Source organism: Photobacterium sp. GB-36, assembly GCF_003026135.1.
Taxonomy (GTDB): domain Bacteria; phylum Pseudomonadota; class Gammaproteobacteria; order Enterobacterales; family Vibrionaceae; genus Photobacterium.
In genome coordinates this window covers 185,860-202,926 of sequence record NZ_PYNY01000005.1, presented here as the reverse complement: position 1 = coordinate 202,926, position 17,067 = coordinate 185,860, and the positions used below count along the sequence as shown (strand labels likewise).

The 17,067-nt window shown below is 40.8% G+C and carries 14 protein-coding genes; all 14 read left to right on the top strand.

The annotated features are described in order from the left end of the window. Positions 1-474: a prepilin-type N-terminal cleavage/methylation domain-containing protein gene (locus C9J46_RS07230; protein ID WP_107246301.1), complete on the top strand. Its 474-nt coding sequence runs from the start codon at positions 1-3 to the stop codon at positions 472-474. Between the two features lie 35 nt (positions 475-509). Beyond that, complete coding sequence (locus C9J46_RS07225; protein WP_107246303.1) at positions 510-1,049, top strand: type II secretion system protein; 540 nt, start codon at positions 510-512, stop codon at positions 1,047-1,049. Between the two features lie 50 nt (positions 1,050-1,099). Next, a complete protein-coding gene (locus tag C9J46_RS07220) occupies positions 1,100-1,576 on the top strand; it encodes a type II secretion system protein (protein WP_107290705.1) in 477 nt (158 codons plus the stop codon). A 104-nt stretch (positions 1,577-1,680) separates the two neighbouring features. Next, positions 1,681-2,163, top strand: coding sequence for a prepilin-type N-terminal cleavage/methylation domain-containing protein (locus tag C9J46_RS07215; RefSeq protein ID WP_107290704.1), 483 nt, complete (start codon positions 1,681-1,683; stop codon positions 2,161-2,163). Then, entirely contained in the window at positions 2,160-2,771 is a 612-nt protein-coding gene (locus C9J46_RS07210; RefSeq protein ID WP_107290703.1) for a prepilin-type N-terminal cleavage/methylation domain-containing protein, read from the top strand. The genes C9J46_RS07215 and C9J46_RS07210 overlap by 4 nt, the downstream gene beginning before the upstream one ends. Next, positions 2,771-3,496 carry a PilW family protein gene (locus tag C9J46_RS07205; RefSeq protein ID WP_107260248.1) on the top strand — a complete coding sequence of 242 codons (726 nt, stop codon included), beginning with the start codon at positions 2,771-2,773 and terminating at the stop codon, positions 3,494-3,496. The genes C9J46_RS07210 and C9J46_RS07205 overlap by 1 nt, the downstream gene beginning before the upstream one ends. After that, on the top strand, positions 3,486-3,926 hold the full coding sequence (locus C9J46_RS07200; protein WP_107260245.1) for an MshP protein: 441 nt from the start codon (positions 3,486-3,488) through the stop codon (positions 3,924-3,926). Before C9J46_RS07205 ends, C9J46_RS07200 begins: the two co-directional genes overlap by 11 nt. Beyond that, positions 3,919-8,085, top strand: coding sequence for a DUF6701 domain-containing protein (locus C9J46_RS07195; protein WP_107290702.1), 4,167 nt, complete (start codon positions 3,919-3,921; stop codon positions 8,083-8,085). The genes C9J46_RS07200 and C9J46_RS07195 overlap by 8 nt, the downstream gene beginning before the upstream one ends. 171 nt (positions 8,086-8,256) lie before the next feature. After that, positions 8,257-12,243, top strand: coding sequence for a DUF6701 domain-containing protein (locus C9J46_RS21530; RefSeq protein WP_158259269.1), 3,987 nt, complete (start codon positions 8,257-8,259; stop codon positions 12,241-12,243). Positions 12,244-12,369: 126 nt separating this feature from the next. Next, positions 12,370-13,413 (top strand): rod shape-determining protein, encoded by a 1,044-nt coding sequence (locus C9J46_RS07185; protein WP_005371106.1) that lies wholly within the window; start codon positions 12,370-12,372, stop codon positions 13,411-13,413. Between the two features lie 43 nt (positions 13,414-13,456). Further along, positions 13,457-14,434 carry a rod shape-determining protein MreC gene (gene mreC / locus C9J46_RS07180; RefSeq protein WP_107287264.1) on the top strand — a complete coding sequence of 326 codons (978 nt, stop codon included), beginning with the start codon at positions 13,457-13,459 and terminating at the stop codon, positions 14,432-14,434. Beyond that, positions 14,424-14,912: a rod shape-determining protein MreD gene (mreD, locus tag C9J46_RS07175; RefSeq protein ID WP_107206520.1), complete on the top strand. Its 489-nt coding sequence runs from the start codon at positions 14,424-14,426 to the stop codon at positions 14,910-14,912. The genes mreC and mreD overlap by 11 nt, the downstream gene beginning before the upstream one ends. Positions 14,913-15,001: 89 nt before the next feature. Further along, positions 15,002-15,574, top strand: a complete 573-nt coding sequence (locus tag C9J46_RS07170) for a nucleoside triphosphate pyrophosphatase (protein ID WP_107206521.1) — start codon at positions 15,002-15,004, stop codon at positions 15,572-15,574. 12 nt (positions 15,575-15,586) lie between these two features. Next, on the top strand, positions 15,587-17,056 hold the full coding sequence (gene rng, locus C9J46_RS07165) for a ribonuclease G (RefSeq protein WP_005371112.1): 1,470 nt from the start codon (positions 15,587-15,589) through the stop codon (positions 17,054-17,056). Positions 17,057-17,067 lie beyond the last annotated feature (11 nt).

The window sequence follows — 17,067 nt, the reverse complement described above, 5'->3', positions numbered from 1 at the left end:
ATGAAAAGTCAAAAGGGTTTTACGCTTATTGAGCTGGTAGTGGTGATAGTTATTCTTGGTATTTTAGCCGTAACAGCGGCACCTAAGTTTATGAATTTACAGACCGATGCGCGTAATGCTTCGCTAGAAGGTTTAAAAGGTGCTATTCAAGGCGCAGCGGGTATTGCTTACGGTAAAGCGGCTGTGAAAGGCCAAGAGTCTGGCGATGGTGCGATTAGTGTTGCTGGTAGCACATTAGATTTAACCGAAGGTTATCCTGATGCAACATCTGCGGCATTAAGCTTAATTGTTAATGGTTTGCATAGTGGTAATACTGAGTGGAAAGCATTTCAGCCTAAAAATGCAGTAAGCGATACCATTTCATATACGTTTGCTAATCAAAAAGCTGATAACACTCAAGCAAAATGTTATGTGACTTATGCACAAGCTACATCAACATCAGCTGCAACAGTAACTGTCACAAAGTGTGATTAATTTTTATAGTTAGTTAAGGTTTCATTGGAGTTAATATGAAGCGCCAAAATGGTTTTACCCTTATTGAATTAGTTGTAGTGATTGTTATTCTAGGTATTTTAGCGGTTACTGCTGCACCTAAGTTTATGAATTTACAAGGTGATGCGCGTCATGCATCGCTACAAGGTTTGAAAGGTGCGATTCAAGGCGCATCTGGCATTGTTTATGGTAAAGCTGCAATTGAAGGTATCGAATCAACATCTGGTACTGTTAGTGCTGGAGCTGATAATGTCGCAACACTTTTTGGTTATCCGGAAGCAAGTGATAACGGTATTGTAAAGGCGATCGTTGGTACCGGTTCTGATGGTGACTGGGCATCGAAAGTTATTGGTACTGGCACAACAAAGGATGCAAAAGTTGTGTTTGCCCCAAAACAATATTCAACTCAATTAAGTGAAATTTCGGCTGTTGCTGCAGATGGAAGTTCAACAACTCCAGCTAATAAAGTTCCTAAAAATTGTTACTTAGTCTACGTACCAGCACAAAGTGCAACTGTACCTGCAAAAGTACAACTAGCTGATAATGCTTGTAAGTAATTTTAAACTTCGCTTCGTTTCGATGCTATTTAGTAAATAAGAGATAAAAAATGAAAAAGCAACAAGGTTTTACTTTAATTGAGTTAGTAGTAGTGATTGTTATTTTAGGTATTCTAGCGGTAACGGCGGCGCCTAAATTTATGAACCTTCAAAATGATGCGCGTAATGCATCGCTTCAAGGCCTAAAAGGAGCAATCCAAGGTGCGGCAGGTATTATGTACGGTAAAGCTGCGATTAATGGTGTAGAAAGTTCTAATACAGCTACAGAGGTTGATGGAATTAAAACCATATTTGGCTACCCAACAGCAAGTTCAGCAGGTATTGCTCTTGCAGTTAAAGGTTTAGAATCAGACTCAACTGAATGGGCTCCTGTTAAGGGATCTACTGGCGGTGAAGATGCTGGTGATTCAATTAGTTACACACTGAAAAACCAAGCAGATAAAGCGGCGGTAGATAAGTGCTCTGTAACTTACACTGCTGCAACTTCTGCTGCTGCTGCAACCGTTGTTGTGCATGATTGTGAGTAATTAACATATAGCTAGAACTAAAGGCGCAGTCACTCGGCTGCGCCTTTTTTGTTTTAATCTGATAAATTATATAACAATAAAATAGGTCATGTTTAGGTGGTAATGTGAAGCAGCAACAAGGTTTTACTCTCGTTGAACTCATTATGGTGATCGTAATTATAGGGATCATCAGCGCCACTGCTGCTGCTCGCTTTTCAGGTCGGAGCGAGTTTGATGCCCAACTGACCCGTGATCAGGCGATTTCTGTTATTCGCCAAATTCAAATATCTTCGATGCAAGGGCAACGCACTCCCTTAAATGTTTCTTCGCCATGTTTAGGCGTCTGCAGTGCCGCTAATTCAGAAACTGATGGTAGCTTGCGTCAATCACAAACCAATACCGAGTTTTCATTGGTTGATGGTGGAAATGCACGTGCTAAGTTGTACTTTAATTTGCTTGGGCAGCCAGTCAATGCAACATCTATGTTAGTGTGTGCTAACGGTTGTACCATTACGATTACGGCAAAAAATAACCAAACCGCCAGCATTTGTATTAATAGCCAAGGTTATGTATATAAAAAGAAAGATAACGAGGTGTGCAGTAAGTGAATACTCACATAAAACAACGCGGTTTTACCCTTATTGAAGGGATTATTACTATTGTATTACTCGCGATTGCGATGATCACCTTGGTGAGCTTTCTTTTTCCTCAAGTTGAGCGCTCTGCGGTTCCTCAATATCAAGCGCGTTCAGCGGCAATGGCTGATGCGATTTTTAATGAAATATTAGCGCGTCAGTTCGACCAAAACTCTAATCCTAATGGCGACAGTGTTTACCGCTGTGGTGAGGATGATGCTAAAGGAAATCCTAATCCATGTACCTTGCCAGCACGTTTAGGGCCGGATGATCTTTTAGAAGCAACGAATCCAGCAATGGCTAATGATGTCGATGATTTTATTGGCTGTTGGGGAGATACAACGCAGTGCCCTAACCCTTATACATATAACGGTAATAATTATGTTAAACCCAGTTTAACTTCTCGCCGTGGCGAATTAACTGATTTAGTACCCAGTTTATCAACCGCAAACTATACCCATATTCATGCCACCATTAATGTCGAGTATGTGCCCTCACAACTTTTGAAAAAAATCACAGTGAGTGTGGATGCTGGACGCTATGGTAAATATGACTATATCGCCTATAGGGGTAATTATTGATGGCTAAGCCGCGTGGTTTCACGCTATTTGAAATGGTGATAGCAATTGTCGTGCTATCTATCATTATGATTGGTATTGGTAGTTATATTGCGATTGGTGTAAAGGGGTATACCAATACCGTTGATCGCGAGCGTCTTCAGTCTCAAGCCCGTTTTTTAGTTGCACGTATGACCAAAGAAATCCGCCATGCAGCGCCGAACAGTTTAAGTAATACATCTCATTGTCTGAGCTTTTATCCGATTATTGCTCCAGCGGTGTATTACGATAATTTACCGAATAACAGCAATACGATTGCGATCACTCCGTTACGCTTTTCTACTAACTGGAGTAATAGCGGTAATTTTGTTGCAGTGGGCTTTGCCTCATCTGAGCAATATAAAAATAACACCATAACTGTGAGTAGTATTACTGCGCCAGCTTCAAAAGATGAGACGTATCAATTGACATTAACGTCGCCAATCAAGGAGGCATCTTCTCCCGGTAATCGATTATATTTATACAAAGATAAGATCAGTTACTGTCAAGTGGGGACGACTATTGTGCGCAAGGTCAACGATGGTGATGGCATATTAATGGCTGAGAACATCGATAAATTTATACCTAATGTACAAACGGCGGGATTAAACAGTAATGCGATAGCGTTATTTACTATTCAGTATTTAGACTCACGCACTCAAGAAAAGTCAGATTATAACCATAGTGTACAGGTGATGAATGTCTTATAGCAGTTATAACAAGCAACGTGGTAGTGGCTTAATGATAGTGCTGTTCGTCATTATCGTTATGGGGCTCATGGCAATGGTGATGACGAAAATTGGTACCTCTAGTCAAACCATGACTACCAAAGAGGTGCTTGGAACACGGGCATGGTTTACAGCACATTCAGCCAATGAAGTGGTGTTAACGAAGATTTTTCCATTAAAAGAGCAAGATAATGGTTGTAAGAACTATACGTCGCAAGAAGTTGCAAGCATGATGCCGCCATTCCAAAAAGGGTGCCAAGTAATAAAGGTGGTATGTACAACGAAAAAGATTAGGTTATCAAGCGGTAAAACAGTCAATGAGTACCACCTAGAAAGTACAGCGACCTGCGGTAGTCATAACGTGGCGATGACACGTACCCAAGAAGTGTGGGCGAAAGATTTAAATGATTAAAAATTTTGTTTTTTTTATCTCCTTAATGATGTTGAGCGGTACCGCGTTGGCGAGTGAAGAAGGGCCAGTATTCGACTTTGGGCAAAGTGATATTTCACGCCCCAATGGCTGTATTAACCAAGAATGTGAAATTGTCTTAAATAAAGAATTTACAACCAAACCGTTAATTTTCCTCATGCCGACCATTACAGATAATGGTCTTGATGCACCATCATCTTTAAAGATTACCCGAATTTACAAAAAAGGTAAGACGTATGCATTTGGGGTAAGACAGGTTTATCCGAAAGTATCGAACGCAATTCGTTTAGAAGATGAAGATAGTCTTTTAGGCTCTTGGGAGTCATGGGAAGCGAAATGGCATCATTTTAAAAATAAAACCTATACCTTATATCGTATTCCTATGCGTAAAATCACCTATTTTGCGATGGAAAAAGGCACCATTGCATTAGGCAATAATGGTCGTATTACTGCGGCAGAACTGACTGTACATAAACAGCTTGATGCTAAAGATCCTAAATTTCAAACCGGTAAAGGTGATATCGATTACGGCAAATTAAATCCATTAATAAAGAAAGGCAAAGTAACGCCGGTTACGATTCCTAGTGGATTTAAAAGTAAAACACCTGGAGGAATCGCAGAAATTCAGCCAAGAAATAAACCGTCTGTTATTTCGGCTACAGGTACAGAATCAGAGTGGATAACGCCGTTTATTATTCGTGGCACGATAAATCAAGGTACGAGCAATAATGGCCATTTTTATTTAGGCGTGGATAGCTCTGAAACTCAATATGTGCTTAATCATAATGTGACGATTGGTTATTTATTAGTTGAAGGTAGTGGTTTATACAAAGGGTTACAGTTTGCTTTAGGTCCAGCAGAAACGCCCAATACCCTAAAAGGGAATTATCATGGGATTGAAAAGATCACTAAGCCTGTTACGGAGCAATGTGCAGGCTTTACTGATTTAAAAGGCAGCGATTTTGATTTTTCGGATCAGTCAAAAAATCCTATCTTAGTGATTGCCTCTAAAAACTCCCGTTTAGGACCTAACGGAGGGTGGATCCGGTTATGTAAAAATCAACAAAAGCCGGGTAAAGATGTTCTTGAAGTAAGCTTTGTTACTGATGAAGACTTAAATGAGCATACTAACCCAGAACGTCAACATGCCAATGAGATGGTTGGTTTTATGGCTTTCCAGCGTCGTGCATCAGAAGAAGTCTGTAATGTATTCCCAGGTCCTGCTCAGACATGGCAAACCTCTACTGGCGCATTTAACGCTAGCCATAATGTCTTAATTAAAGGTTCAGCCGTAAAAGAAGGCAAACGCTATATAGGTTTTAAGACAATTAATTCAAGTGGTGGTGAGAATAATTACTGTAATGGCGAAGAATGTCATACGGCTCAGCCTTACCCGAGCTTATTTGCTAAAAAACAAGTGTTAGATACATGGCCTGCTGTTGATGATGGCGATTTACAATCGCAGCGAGACGTTGGCAATAAAACGGTATTTTGGTTTAACACTATTAATTTAAGTAATAAAGATATTATCTTTCCTACGGGCTCTGTTGTTCATGTGAAAAAGATGAGTTTGATCAGCTCAACCATGAAGCCACTATCTGGGATTGCTGACGATTTACTTATTGTTGTTCATGATTTAAAACCGGTGAATGATATTCTCCATGATTATATTGAGCTAAACAAAGGTAGTCAGATCACAGGCTTAATTTACTCTGAGCGTAATCTTATGATGAGTGATGGCTTGAGTAACCAGATCACGCGAATTACCGGTGCAGTAACGGCGCCTAACATCACGATGACTGGCGATGTGAATAATATAGAAACAGAGATTATAGGTAGTAGTGCCTGTTTTGATCCAGAGCCTGAACCTAAATTTGAACTTACAATCACACCGACAAAAGTCACGAAGACCTTATGTCATGCCCAGCAAGTTGATTTTAATGTGACATCGGAGGATGGTACTAAAGAATTTGATGGTGATATTACGGTTAATATTACCTCATCAACAGGCGGTATCTGGGCGGATAATTCAGCACTCGCATCTTCTCATCAGTTTACTGCGGGTACACATACATTTACGTTGCCAGTAAAAAATCAACATGCAGTTATTTGGGTATTACCGACGGGGTCGGAGACGCTGAAAATAACGGCAAGTATTGAGTTTATGGCTGGTGATGAACCTAAAAGTCAATATACCTTTATCCCTGGCGGTTTCGCGATTGATCTAAATGATGGTCACAATATCGTGGCGGGAAAAGACGTTACCGCCACAATTAAAGCCATGACATGCCAAGCGGGTAAGAACATCAAGCTAGTTGAAAATTATACTGGAACACGGTTATTAGATTTTTCAACTGAATACCAAGCGCCGAAAAAAGCAGCCGATCCCAATAACCCTATTACTGTCGAGATTGTAAAAGGAAAGCATATTGAATCAGCGACAGGCGCATCTAAGCAAGCAAAAGTAGAGTTCGAGAAAGGGAAATCTGAACCGCTTACTTTGCGTTATCGTGATGCGGGTGTTATTGCTTGGCATGTTTCTGATCCAAATTGTACTAGTGATAGCTGCACGTTAACGACAACCAAAACGAAGGAAGCAAAAGCGTTACGTGAGCTGCTGCCTAATGGGTTAACCGGTTCTGTTGCAATTAATGCAAAGCCGTGGATGTTCGCGATTTGTCCGTTAAAGCCTAATGAAGCTAATACATTAGATACAGCAGATGGCACGTCTAAAAGTGGTGAGGGGTATATTGCCGCGGGGTTACCTTTTAATGTGCTGCTTAAGCCTTTAGTGTGGCAGGAAGGTAGCTCCCAAGGAACTGTTATTGATTCATCTGATAATAAATACTGTAGCTATTCTGTAACGGAGAATTTCCTTGCTCCAGATGCGCCAACTATGGGAAATGGGTTGTTGATGCAGGCTCACCTAGCCTCACCTTCTAGTGGCGTTATGGGGATATTTACGCAAGGTCAAATGACAGTAAAACCGACCTTGAAAGGGGTATTACTTACTGGTAATAGATGGTCTGAAGTCGGCAGTATTTGGCTACAGGTTGGGATGAACGATTATATAGAGAATGGCAATAATATTAATCAGAGTAAACGTCAAATAGGGCGTTTCTATCCTAAGTATTTTGCTTTTTCTAAGAATGAAGTAACACCTGCGATAGGCTCATTCACTTATATGGATCAGCCATTTGATGCTGGATTCACGATTAATGCTTTTAACGCGAATAATCAACCCGTTCAAAATTATGCCTTATTTGATCCGTCTCTTCAGAGTAAGTTTAAATTAGAGTCGGGGAATAATAACGGGGGGTACGTACCATTAGATCTACGTTTAAAACAAATGCGCAGTGATAAATCGTTAATGTCTCCTAAAATCGGTGATTGGCAGCAAAATAGCCAAGGTAACTCTGAGGTTGTTTTTAAGCCGTCTAAACTGATATTCCAACGTAAAGAAAAAGATACTAACACCAGTATTGAAGATGGACCGTTTGACCAATGGCAGTTGCGAGTGAAACAAGGTGAAGCGTTTCCTGATCACGTAACATGGGCGGGGGAAGAGGTTAATGCACAAGGTGCACTAGTGGGAGTTAACGATCTCCGTTATGGACGCATGGTATTGGAAAATATCGGTGGTGATATTCGTAAATCACTAGCAGTGCCGTTAAGAATTGAATATTGGGATGGTACAGCATTTGTTAAAAATACGGATGATTCAGTATCGCAGTTTAATGGGGCAAATTACTGTCGCCAAGTGATCAGTATGTATCCTGAAGATGGCAAGAGCAGTGCTTATACATCCGGTAGTGGAAAAGTAATGATGGGCAAGGCCTTATCTGGAGACTTTATGGCGAACCCAAGCCAAATGTCTGGGTATGGTACCAATTCAAATAGTACTACTTTTAAACAACAAATAAGATTTTGGCAGCGTTTGAGTGCGGTGAAACCAGGGGTAAAAGATAAAAACCCCATTAACTGTTTTGGCACGTACTCTCATCAACCTTGGCTACGATACAATTGGCGGAATTTAGGTGATGAAGACCCATCGGCAATTGTGACTTTTGGCGTATATCGAGGTAATGACCGAATATTATACCGAGATGAGCCAGGGATCCCTGCTGCTGATTACCAGTAAGTCTTATTTATTAATCAGAAAGCCGAGAGTGTGATCTCTCGGCTTTTTTGTGTGTAATTATTTACTCTGAATGTAGATGTTTGTGTTATTAATAATTAAGATATTAAGTTGAAATTAGTCAAATACCCTTAAGGCACGGACTCGCTTTTTATTTTGGGTAAAAGGATGTTTATGCGTTTATGTCTTAAGTTAATCAACGTTTTATTTTTCAGCTTATTCTTTGCATGGCAAGCGCATAGTGCTCAGTATGAATTTGGTACATTTGATACCAGCACATGTTCATCATTTATTTTACCTGAATCAGCAAACTCCTATGAGGATCAATCTGGTTGTGTTGTTAGATTAAAAAATGCATATGCGACTAAACCGCTTGTATTTTTAATGCCAACAATACCCAGCGATAATCCAGATAATGACGCCCCTCAGACCCTTGCTTTGTTAAATGTTACAAAAAAATCTTTTTCCATAGCACAAATAGTTGCGCCACTGTCTAACTCCTATTCGTTATCACGTAATCAAATGCCAGTGATTTCTTATTTGGTTATTGAAGAGGGGGTTACAACATTTGAGGATGGACACCGAGTACTCGCAGGCAGTGTGAATACGAAAAGATATTCCGCAGATGGTAAAAGGTCTTCACCTGCCTATGAAAGAGTGGATCTCTCCTCGTACTCTTCATTGTTGAGTGAATCGCCGATTGTTCTATCTGAAGTCCAAACGAAAAACAATGAACGCTGGTTAACGACCGCAACTAAAAATATTTCATCAATGGGATTTGACCTAGGTCTTGAAATTACGCGTGTAAATAAACGTGATATTGACGTTGAGGAACATGAGAAAATTGGTTATTTAGTCAGTGTTCCTAATATTGGTGAAACCAATGGTTATGACTATGAATTTTCATCAGGTGATATCGTTTCAAATTCGGGTAAACTGAAGCCATTACAGTACACATGTAATACTCCTATTAATCTTCGTCAAACTTATACCACTGTTCCAAATTTTATCGCCGGGAAGTTGCAGCGCCAAGGTGGACAAGGTGGCTGGGTTCGTCAGTGTAAGAAGTCCTTAACACAGGTGAGTTTTGTTGTTGATGAAGATATCCCACCATGGACGTATATAGGTCAACGCGCACATATAAAAGAAAAGGTGGGCTTTTTTGCTTTTGCTAAAAAGCCGCTGGCCAATAATATTTGTAAATATTTTCTAAGCCCAGCTCAAACATGGCAAGGTAATAGTGATCCGAGTTTACAAATTGGGAAAGATAGTCGACTAATAAATACGGTTGAAATCAAAAATAAAAGGTATGTCGGTTTTCGCCAAGAAAGTATAAATAATTACCTTGATAAAGGTTGTGATGATTCTCCATGTAATGAGAACCAAGATTTAATTGTAAAGAAAGAAAATAAGCCTCAACTTCCTAGCTTTAAAGAAAATAAAAGTAATAATGTATTTGACGCTGGAAAACAAATTGAACCAGAGATCCCATACAGTGAATATAAAAATTTGTCTGTTAGAGGCGGATCTATAACGTTAAACAAAGAGATGAAAATTGAAACATTATCTTTAGATTCAAATAGTCAGCTAACATTAAAAACGGGCACCTACTGGATTGATAGTTTTATCGTAAATGGTTCTCGAATTGTTATTCCAGAAAATAATAAAGTAGTTATCTATACCAGAGGTTACTCTTTTAACCATACATCAGGAACTAATGGCGCTTTAATTAATGTAGATGGAAGTCCTGATAATTTGGTGATCTACGCCTATAATGAGCCACCAACTTCGACTTTGTTATTTAAAGATTTTAACGCCGTGTCTAACAGCTCTATTGTAAAGGCGCTTATATATTCAGAGAAAAAAACTTACTTAAGTAACAATGCGATAGTATATGGTTCGGTAACGATTAATCAGATAGAACTAATTAATAAATCAAAAATTATTGGTGAAAGTGAGTGTTTTGACCCTAAACCTGATAATTATATTTTAGATATTGAGCCATCAACTGCATTTTCATTAACCTGCGATTATTTGCCTGTTACGTTTAGTGTTAAAAATGAAGACGGAACGCTAGCTGACACCTATTCTGGTTCAGTATCAGTAACCACCAATATTTCAACAGCTGGAAAAGCATCGTGGTTTCCAATCAATAGTGAAACGCCTTATAAAGATGTTTCAGAAGTCGCTGACGTTAATATTAAAAATGGTGTTGGTCAGTTGCGGCTTAAAAGTCATGATTATATCGGCAATATAGCGGTTAAAGGACAATTAAATAATTCCCCATCAACCAACACCGTTAATGGTCGTTATACGTTTGTACCGTTTAAATTTGATATTTCGCCAAGTCCAATAAAAGTCATTGCGGGTAAACCTAGGGAAAATATTAAAGTAAAAGCCCTTGCTTGCAAAAATGATCAAGTAACGATTGCAACAGGTTATCAAGGTGATAAACCGTTAGTTATGACGAGTACTTTCTTACAGCCAGCAAGCCAGGGTAATGGCGACTTACAAATAAAGGCTATGAATAGTGACTGGCAAACGTCTCAAGAAACATTTTCTTTTGATAAGGGGTTAGCGACCTTTGCGCTGAAATATCCCGATGCAGGTATTGTAGGGTTAAACCTTGCAGATCCTAATTGCTCGTTATCAACCGGCTGCGATATTTTTTCTACAGATGATGAATTACCAACAGAGTTTGGGAGTTGGAAACAATTAGAAGGCTCTGTTGAAGTGCATGCTCGTCCGTGGACATTTGCGGTATGTCCAGATAAACACAGTGATGGTACATCATTATCAGGTGATGGCTTTGTCGCAGCTGGCGATCCGTTTAAAGTGATTGTGAAACCGCTTGTTTGGCAAGGTGGTTCAGAGGCAGAGCCAATACAGACTACCGATGAGTTGTGCTCTGCACAAACAACACAAAATTTCTTTAAATCAGATGCACCTATTGCCGATGTCGAGTTATCTATTCCTAATACGGCATCGGTAACGCCAGTTGATGGTAAGCCTGGTGTGCTGCGAGGTACGGTACGAAAGAGTCATACCGATGAACTGGTGTTTAGTGATTTGTCGTGGAGTGAAGTGGGTAGTGTTCGCTTACAAGCTGACGCTAAAGCGCCATATTTAGCCATGACGATTAATCAAGGCTATCGCCATCTTGGCCGTTTTTATCCAAAGTATTTAGAGATCCAACCTAATAGCTTTGTTTATCCGGATGGGCATGGGGTTGGAGGTAATAGTTTTGCTTATCTCAGCCAGCCATTTAGTACCAACGTCTTGATCAATGCCAAAAATGCGTTGGGTGAGCAGGTCGATAACTACAATGGTTTTATTCCTGATTATCAAGCTGAAGTTGCTTTGATAGCTTATGAATATCCATCATTAAATAGCTTAAATGATCGTTTCTCGTATCATCATATTACGCGTTCAACAGAGCAAAGCTTTAAAGGTCGCTGGAATAGCGATATTGAACAAGTATGGCTATTAGAACGAAAATCAGTGGCTAAAACACCGTTAACCACAGTGGAAGATGGACCTTGGAATGATTCGAATAGTCGCTGGGGCGGGTATATTTCCTCGCATCATGATCCTATTTTTATCCGCAATACCGCTACAGGTGTCACTGATGAAGTTGATAGCAAGCAGGTTGCCCCTTTCGAAACAACGCCTAATTTACGTTATGGGCGAATGGTTCTAGATGATGCGATCAGCCCATTTGATCAACCGGTTAGTCTGCCATTAAAAATCGAATATTGGGATGGGAGAGAATTTCAAACCCATACTGATGATAGTGGCTCAACATACAACAGTAACTATTATTGTAAGCTGGCATTACATCCGGTTGATGGATCTAATACATCGATATTAACAACCAATATAACGGGCAAAGTCAGCGTTGGTGAAAGCGATGAAATTGAAGCTCATCCACAACTATCAACGCCTGCTAATTATAAAAAACAACAAACCCGTTTTTGGTTACGTATTGCAACCAACACACCAAGTAATATTGGTTGTAGCCAAACCAACAAAGAACACCAACCGTGGCTGACCTATAACTGGCGAGAATTAGGCGATGAAGATCCATCTGCGATTGTGACATTTGGTGTATATCGTGGGAGTGATCGCATCGTTTATCGAGGTGAAAAAGGGTTAAATTAGGCCTTAGCGCAAATAAATTGCAAATCTGTGGTAGGTTTGACAATCCTTACCTTGTTTCAGTGTCTAGCGCTTGGTACATTTAGTGCAATTTAACGAATTTTGAGCTTTCAGGATTAGCCGAAGACTATGTTTAAAAAACTTCGTGGCATGTTTTCTAATGACCTGTCTATTGACTTGGGTACTGCCAACACCCTTATTTATGTCAAAGGACAGGGCATCGTTCTAGATGAACCCTCTGTGGTTGCAATCCGTCAAGACCGTGCAGGCGCAACAAAAAGTGTTGCAGCGGTAGGTCATGACGCAAAATTAATGCTTGGTCGTACACCAGGTAATATTGCTGCTATCCGCCCAATGAAAGACGGTGTAATTGCTGATTTCTATGTGACTGAAAAAATGTTGCAGCATTTTATTAAGCAAGTACATGACAACAGTATTCTTCGCCCAAGCCCTCGTGTGTTAGTTGCGGTTCCTTGTGGCTCAACGCAAGTTGAACGTCGTGCAATCCGTGAATCAGCACAAGGTGCTGGTGCTCGTGAAGTTTACTTAATCGATGAGCCAATGGCGGCTGCTATCGGTGCTGGTATGCCAGTGTCTGAAGCAACGGGTTCTATGGTGATCGATATCGGTGGTGGTACAACAGAAGTTGCAGTGATCTCACTTAACGGTGTGGTTTACTCATCATCGGTTCGTATCGGTGGTGACCGTTTTGATGAAGCCGTTATCAACTACGTACGTCGTAACTACGGTAGTCTTATTGGTGAAGCAACCGCTGAGCGCATTAAGCATGAAATCGGTTCAGCGTACCCAGGTGATGAAGTGCGTGAAATTGAAGTGCGTGGTCGTAACCTTGCAGAAGGTGTACCGCGTAGCTTTACGTTAAATTCAAATGAAATCCTAGAAGCTTTACAAGAACCACTAACGGGTATTGTCTCTGCAGTTATGGTTGCCCTAGAACAGTGTCCGCCAGAGCTTGCATCTGATATTTCAGAGCGTGGTATGGTACTGACGGGTGGTGGTGCACTACTTCGCGATTTAGACCGCCTACTGACAGAAGAAACAGGTATCCCTGTGGTTGTTGCTGAAGATCCACTAACATGTGTGGCTCGTGGTGGTGGTAAAGCGTTAGAAATGATTGATATGCACGGTGGCGATCTCTTCAGCGAAGAGTAATAATGCCTGCGTTAGTTTTCTATAAAACAGGTTATAGCGTTAGATGAAACCTATCTTTGGCAGAGGTCCTTCTCTGCAATTACGCCTGTTTCTTGCCATATTACTATCGGCTAGCCTTATGCTAGCCGATAGTCGTCTTGATGCTTTTGCCAATGTTCGTTATTTTCTGAACTCAGCAATCGCTCCGCTTCAGTATGCGGCTAATTTACCGCGTGAATTACTTGATGGCCTGAATGGTCAAATGAGTTCTCATCAGCAATTATTAGCTGAGAATAAAGCGTTGAAGCGTGATTTGTTGGTGATGAAAAGTAATGTTTTATTGCTTGATCAATTACAGCAAGAAAATCAGCGTTTAAGAAATTTATTAGGCTCACCGTTTGTGCGTGGTGAGCGTAAAATGATCGCCGAGGTGATGGCGGTCGACTCTGATCCTTATAGTCATCAAGTGATGATTGATAAAGGGCGTGTTGATGGAGTGTATGAAGGCCAGCCTGTTATTAATGATAAAGGTATTGTTGGCCAGATCTCCTATGTTGGCGCGCATAATAGTCGTGTGTTATTACTGATTGATCCGACGAATGCTATTCCAGTACAAGTTGTGCGTAACGACATTCGTGTTATTGCAACAGGAACTGGAAAGAGTAATGAGCTTCAACTTGAGCATGTCCCAAGCAGCACGGATATTCGTGTAGGTGATTTATTGGTGAGCTCTGGGCTCGGTGGTCGCTATCCTGAAGGATATCCGGTTGCACGTGTAACTGAGTTCTCTTTTGACAATAAACGCCCATTTGCACAAATTATCGCTAAACCAACCGTGCAATTTGACCGATTACGTTACTTATTATTAGTCTGGCCAACCGATAGAATGAAAGCGGCAGAAACGTCAGCCACAAAATCGATTGCGCCTTCAAGTGCGGTTTCAACCATTTCTCCTGCAGTTGCTGTACCAGCAAATGGTGTAAAACCAACAGCACCTATTGAGAACAAAAAGCCGAGCAGTGAGGTGAATAATGCCAACTAGCCAAGCACATGGCCGAATTTGGATTTGGTTGTCATTCGTTTTTGCGCTGGTGCTGCAAGCAGCTCCTTGGCCCGGAATGTTGGAACCGTTTCGACCTTCATGGGTTTTACTGGTTACTTGTTATTGGGTATTAGCCTTACCACATCGTGTTAACGTGGGAACTGCTTTAATTATCGGCTTATTGTGGGATTTGATTTTAGGATCTACGTTAGGTGTCCGCGGCTTAATGATGTCGGTGATTGCTTACATTGTTGCTTTAAATTTTAGAGTACTTCGTAACCTGTCATTAGGACAACAAGCGATTGTCTTCGCGCTGTTATCATTAGCCGGTAAGCTTATTGAATACTGGGCTGAATACTTAGTCTCAAATGTAACTTTTGAGCCACAACAATTATGGGCTGTCGTATTAAACTTTATATTATGGCCATGGTTGTTCTTATTATTACGGCGTATACGTCGTAAATTTTCGATTCGTTAATCGCAATAGCATAAAGGGGAAGCCAATTGGTCTTCCCCTTATTTATAATTAAATGTTTTTAAAGTATAAATGTAAGTTTGAGGTGTATCATGGCTGCTATTCAATTATATCTTGCTTCAGGTTCGCCTCGTCGAATGGAGTTATTAAATCAGTTAGGCTATCAGTTTGAACGTGTTGTGGTAGATGTCGAAGAATGCCACCAAGTAGGCGAAAGCCCTGAAAATTATGTTCAGCGTTTATCGCGCGATAAAGCCTTAGCTGGACTAAAAGCAGCGCCGGCTGATTTACCTGTTTTAGGATCGGACACAATTGTTGTGGCTGATCAGCAAATATTAGAAAAACCTGTCGATTTTAATGATGCAGCGCGTATGCTGAAAATGCTGTCTGGTCGTCAACATCAAGTGATGACCGCAGTGACAGTCGCAACGAAAGAAAGGATTGAAACTAAGCTAGTGATCACGCAAGTGTGGTTTAAGCCTTTGTCAGATAACGAAATCAAAAAATATTGGCAAAGTGGAGAGCCACAAGATAAAGCGGGCAGTTATGGCATCCAAGGCTTAGGTGGCAAATTCGTTGAACGTATCGATGGCAGTTTTTATGCAGTGATGGGGTTACCGCTAGTGGAAACCGACATCCTGTTACAAGATTTTTTAAAGTTATAAGTAGAGGCAACCATGAGCACTGAGCTGCTGATCAATGTGACGCCGAGTGAAACCCGTGTCGCAATGATTGAACATGGCGTATTGCAAGAGATCCACATTGAACGTGAATCGAAACGCGGTATCGTCGGAAATATTTACAAAGGGCGAGTAAGTCGCGTACTTCCTGGTATGCAGGCGGCATTTGTCGATATTGGGTTAGATAAAGCTGCATTTTTACATGCTTCAGATATTGTTCCTCACACGGAATGTGTGGCTGAAAATGAGAAAAAACAATTTCAGGTGCGCGACATTTCAGAGCTTGTTCGTCAAGGGCAAGACATTGTCGTGCAGGTGGTGAAAGATCCTCTGGGAACTAAAGGTGCGCGGTTAACGACTGATATTACCTTACCGTCTCGTTACCTTGTTTTCATGCCGGGAGCAAGCCATGTTGGTGTATCTCAGCGGATTGAAAGTGAGAAAGAGCGTGATCGTTTGAAAAAAGCGGTTTTACAGCATTGTGATGATTTAGGCGGCTTTATTATTCGAACGGCTGCAGAAGGGGCGAATACTGATGAAGTCGCTCAAGATGCTGCTTTTTTAAAGCACTTGTGGCGTAAAGTATTAGAGCGTCGTGCTAAGTATAAGCCACGTTCGATGTTGTATGGTGAGCTAGGACTTGCACAACGTATCTTACGTGATTTTGTTGGTACTGAAATTGATAATATCAAAGTCGACTCACGCCAAGCATTTGATAAATTAAAAGAGTTTACAGATGAGTTCGTACCTGAAGTGACAGATAATATTGAATATTATTCAGGTCAGCAGCCTATCTTTGATCTCTATGATACCGAGTCTGAAATTCAACGTTCCTTAGATCGTAAAGTTGAAATGAAGTCTGGCGGGTATTTGATCATCGATCAAACAGAAGCGATGACCACGGTTGATATTAATACTGGTGCGTTTGTTGGGCGAAGAAATCTCGACGAGACTATTTTTAATACCAACATTGAAGCAACGAAAGCTATCGCACGTCAATTACGGTTACGTAATTTAGGCGGCATTATCATTATTGATTTTATCGATATGATTTCAGAGGAACACCAACAACGCGTTTTACAAGCGCTTGAGCAAGCACTTTCTTATGATCGAGTGAAAACCAATATTAATGGCTTTACGCAATTAGGCTTGGTTGAAATGACGCGTAAACGTACTCGTGAAAGTATTGAACATGTGTTGTGTGGCACGTGTCCATCTTGTGATGGTCGTGGTACGGTGAAAACAGTTGAAAGTGTTTGCTATGAGGTATTGCGAGAAATAACCCGAGTCAATCGTGCTTACGATGCTGATCGATTTATCGTGTATGTTTCATCCGCGGTGGGTGAGGCCCTTATGGGGGATGAATCGCATGCATTAGCTGAGCTTGAGGTCTTTATTGGTAAACAAGTAAAAATAAAGCCTGAGCCGCTGTATAACCAAGAGCAGTTCGATGTGGTAATGATGTAATGATACCAATG

Coding starts and splice junctions, on each gene's coding strand:
- C9J46_RS07230 (WP_107246301.1), top strand. CDS start 1: ATGAAAAGTCAAAAGGGTTTTACGCTTATTGAGCTGGTAGTGGTGATA.
- C9J46_RS07225 (WP_107246303.1), top strand. CDS start 510: ATGAAGCGCCAAAATGGTTTTACCCTTATTGAATTAGTTGTAGTGATT.
- C9J46_RS07220 (WP_107290705.1), top strand. CDS start 1,100: ATGAAAAAGCAACAAGGTTTTACTTTAATTGAGTTAGTAGTAGTGATT.
- C9J46_RS07205 (WP_107260248.1), top strand. CDS start 2,771: ATGGCTAAGCCGCGTGGTTTCACGCTATTTGAAATGGTGATAGCAATT.
- C9J46_RS07200 (WP_107260245.1), top strand. CDS start 3,486: ATGTCTTATAGCAGTTATAACAAGCAACGTGGTAGTGGCTTAATGATA.
- C9J46_RS07195 (WP_107290702.1), top strand. CDS start 3,919: ATGATTAAAAATTTTGTTTTTTTTATCTCCTTAATGATGTTGAGCGGT.
- C9J46_RS21530 (WP_158259269.1), top strand. CDS start 8,257: ATGCGTTTATGTCTTAAGTTAATCAACGTTTTATTTTTCAGCTTATTC.
- C9J46_RS07185 (WP_005371106.1), top strand. CDS start 12,370: ATGTTTAAAAAACTTCGTGGCATGTTTTCTAATGACCTGTCTATTGAC.
- mreC (WP_107287264.1), top strand. CDS start 13,457: ATGAAACCTATCTTTGGCAGAGGTCCTTCTCTGCAATTACGCCTGTTT.
- mreD (WP_107206520.1), top strand. CDS start 14,424: ATGCCAACTAGCCAAGCACATGGCCGAATTTGGATTTGGTTGTCATTC.
- C9J46_RS07170 (WP_107206521.1), top strand. CDS start 15,002: ATGGCTGCTATTCAATTATATCTTGCTTCAGGTTCGCCTCGTCGAATG.
- rng (WP_005371112.1), top strand. CDS start 15,587: ATGAGCACTGAGCTGCTGATCAATGTGACGCCGAGTGAAACCCGTGTC.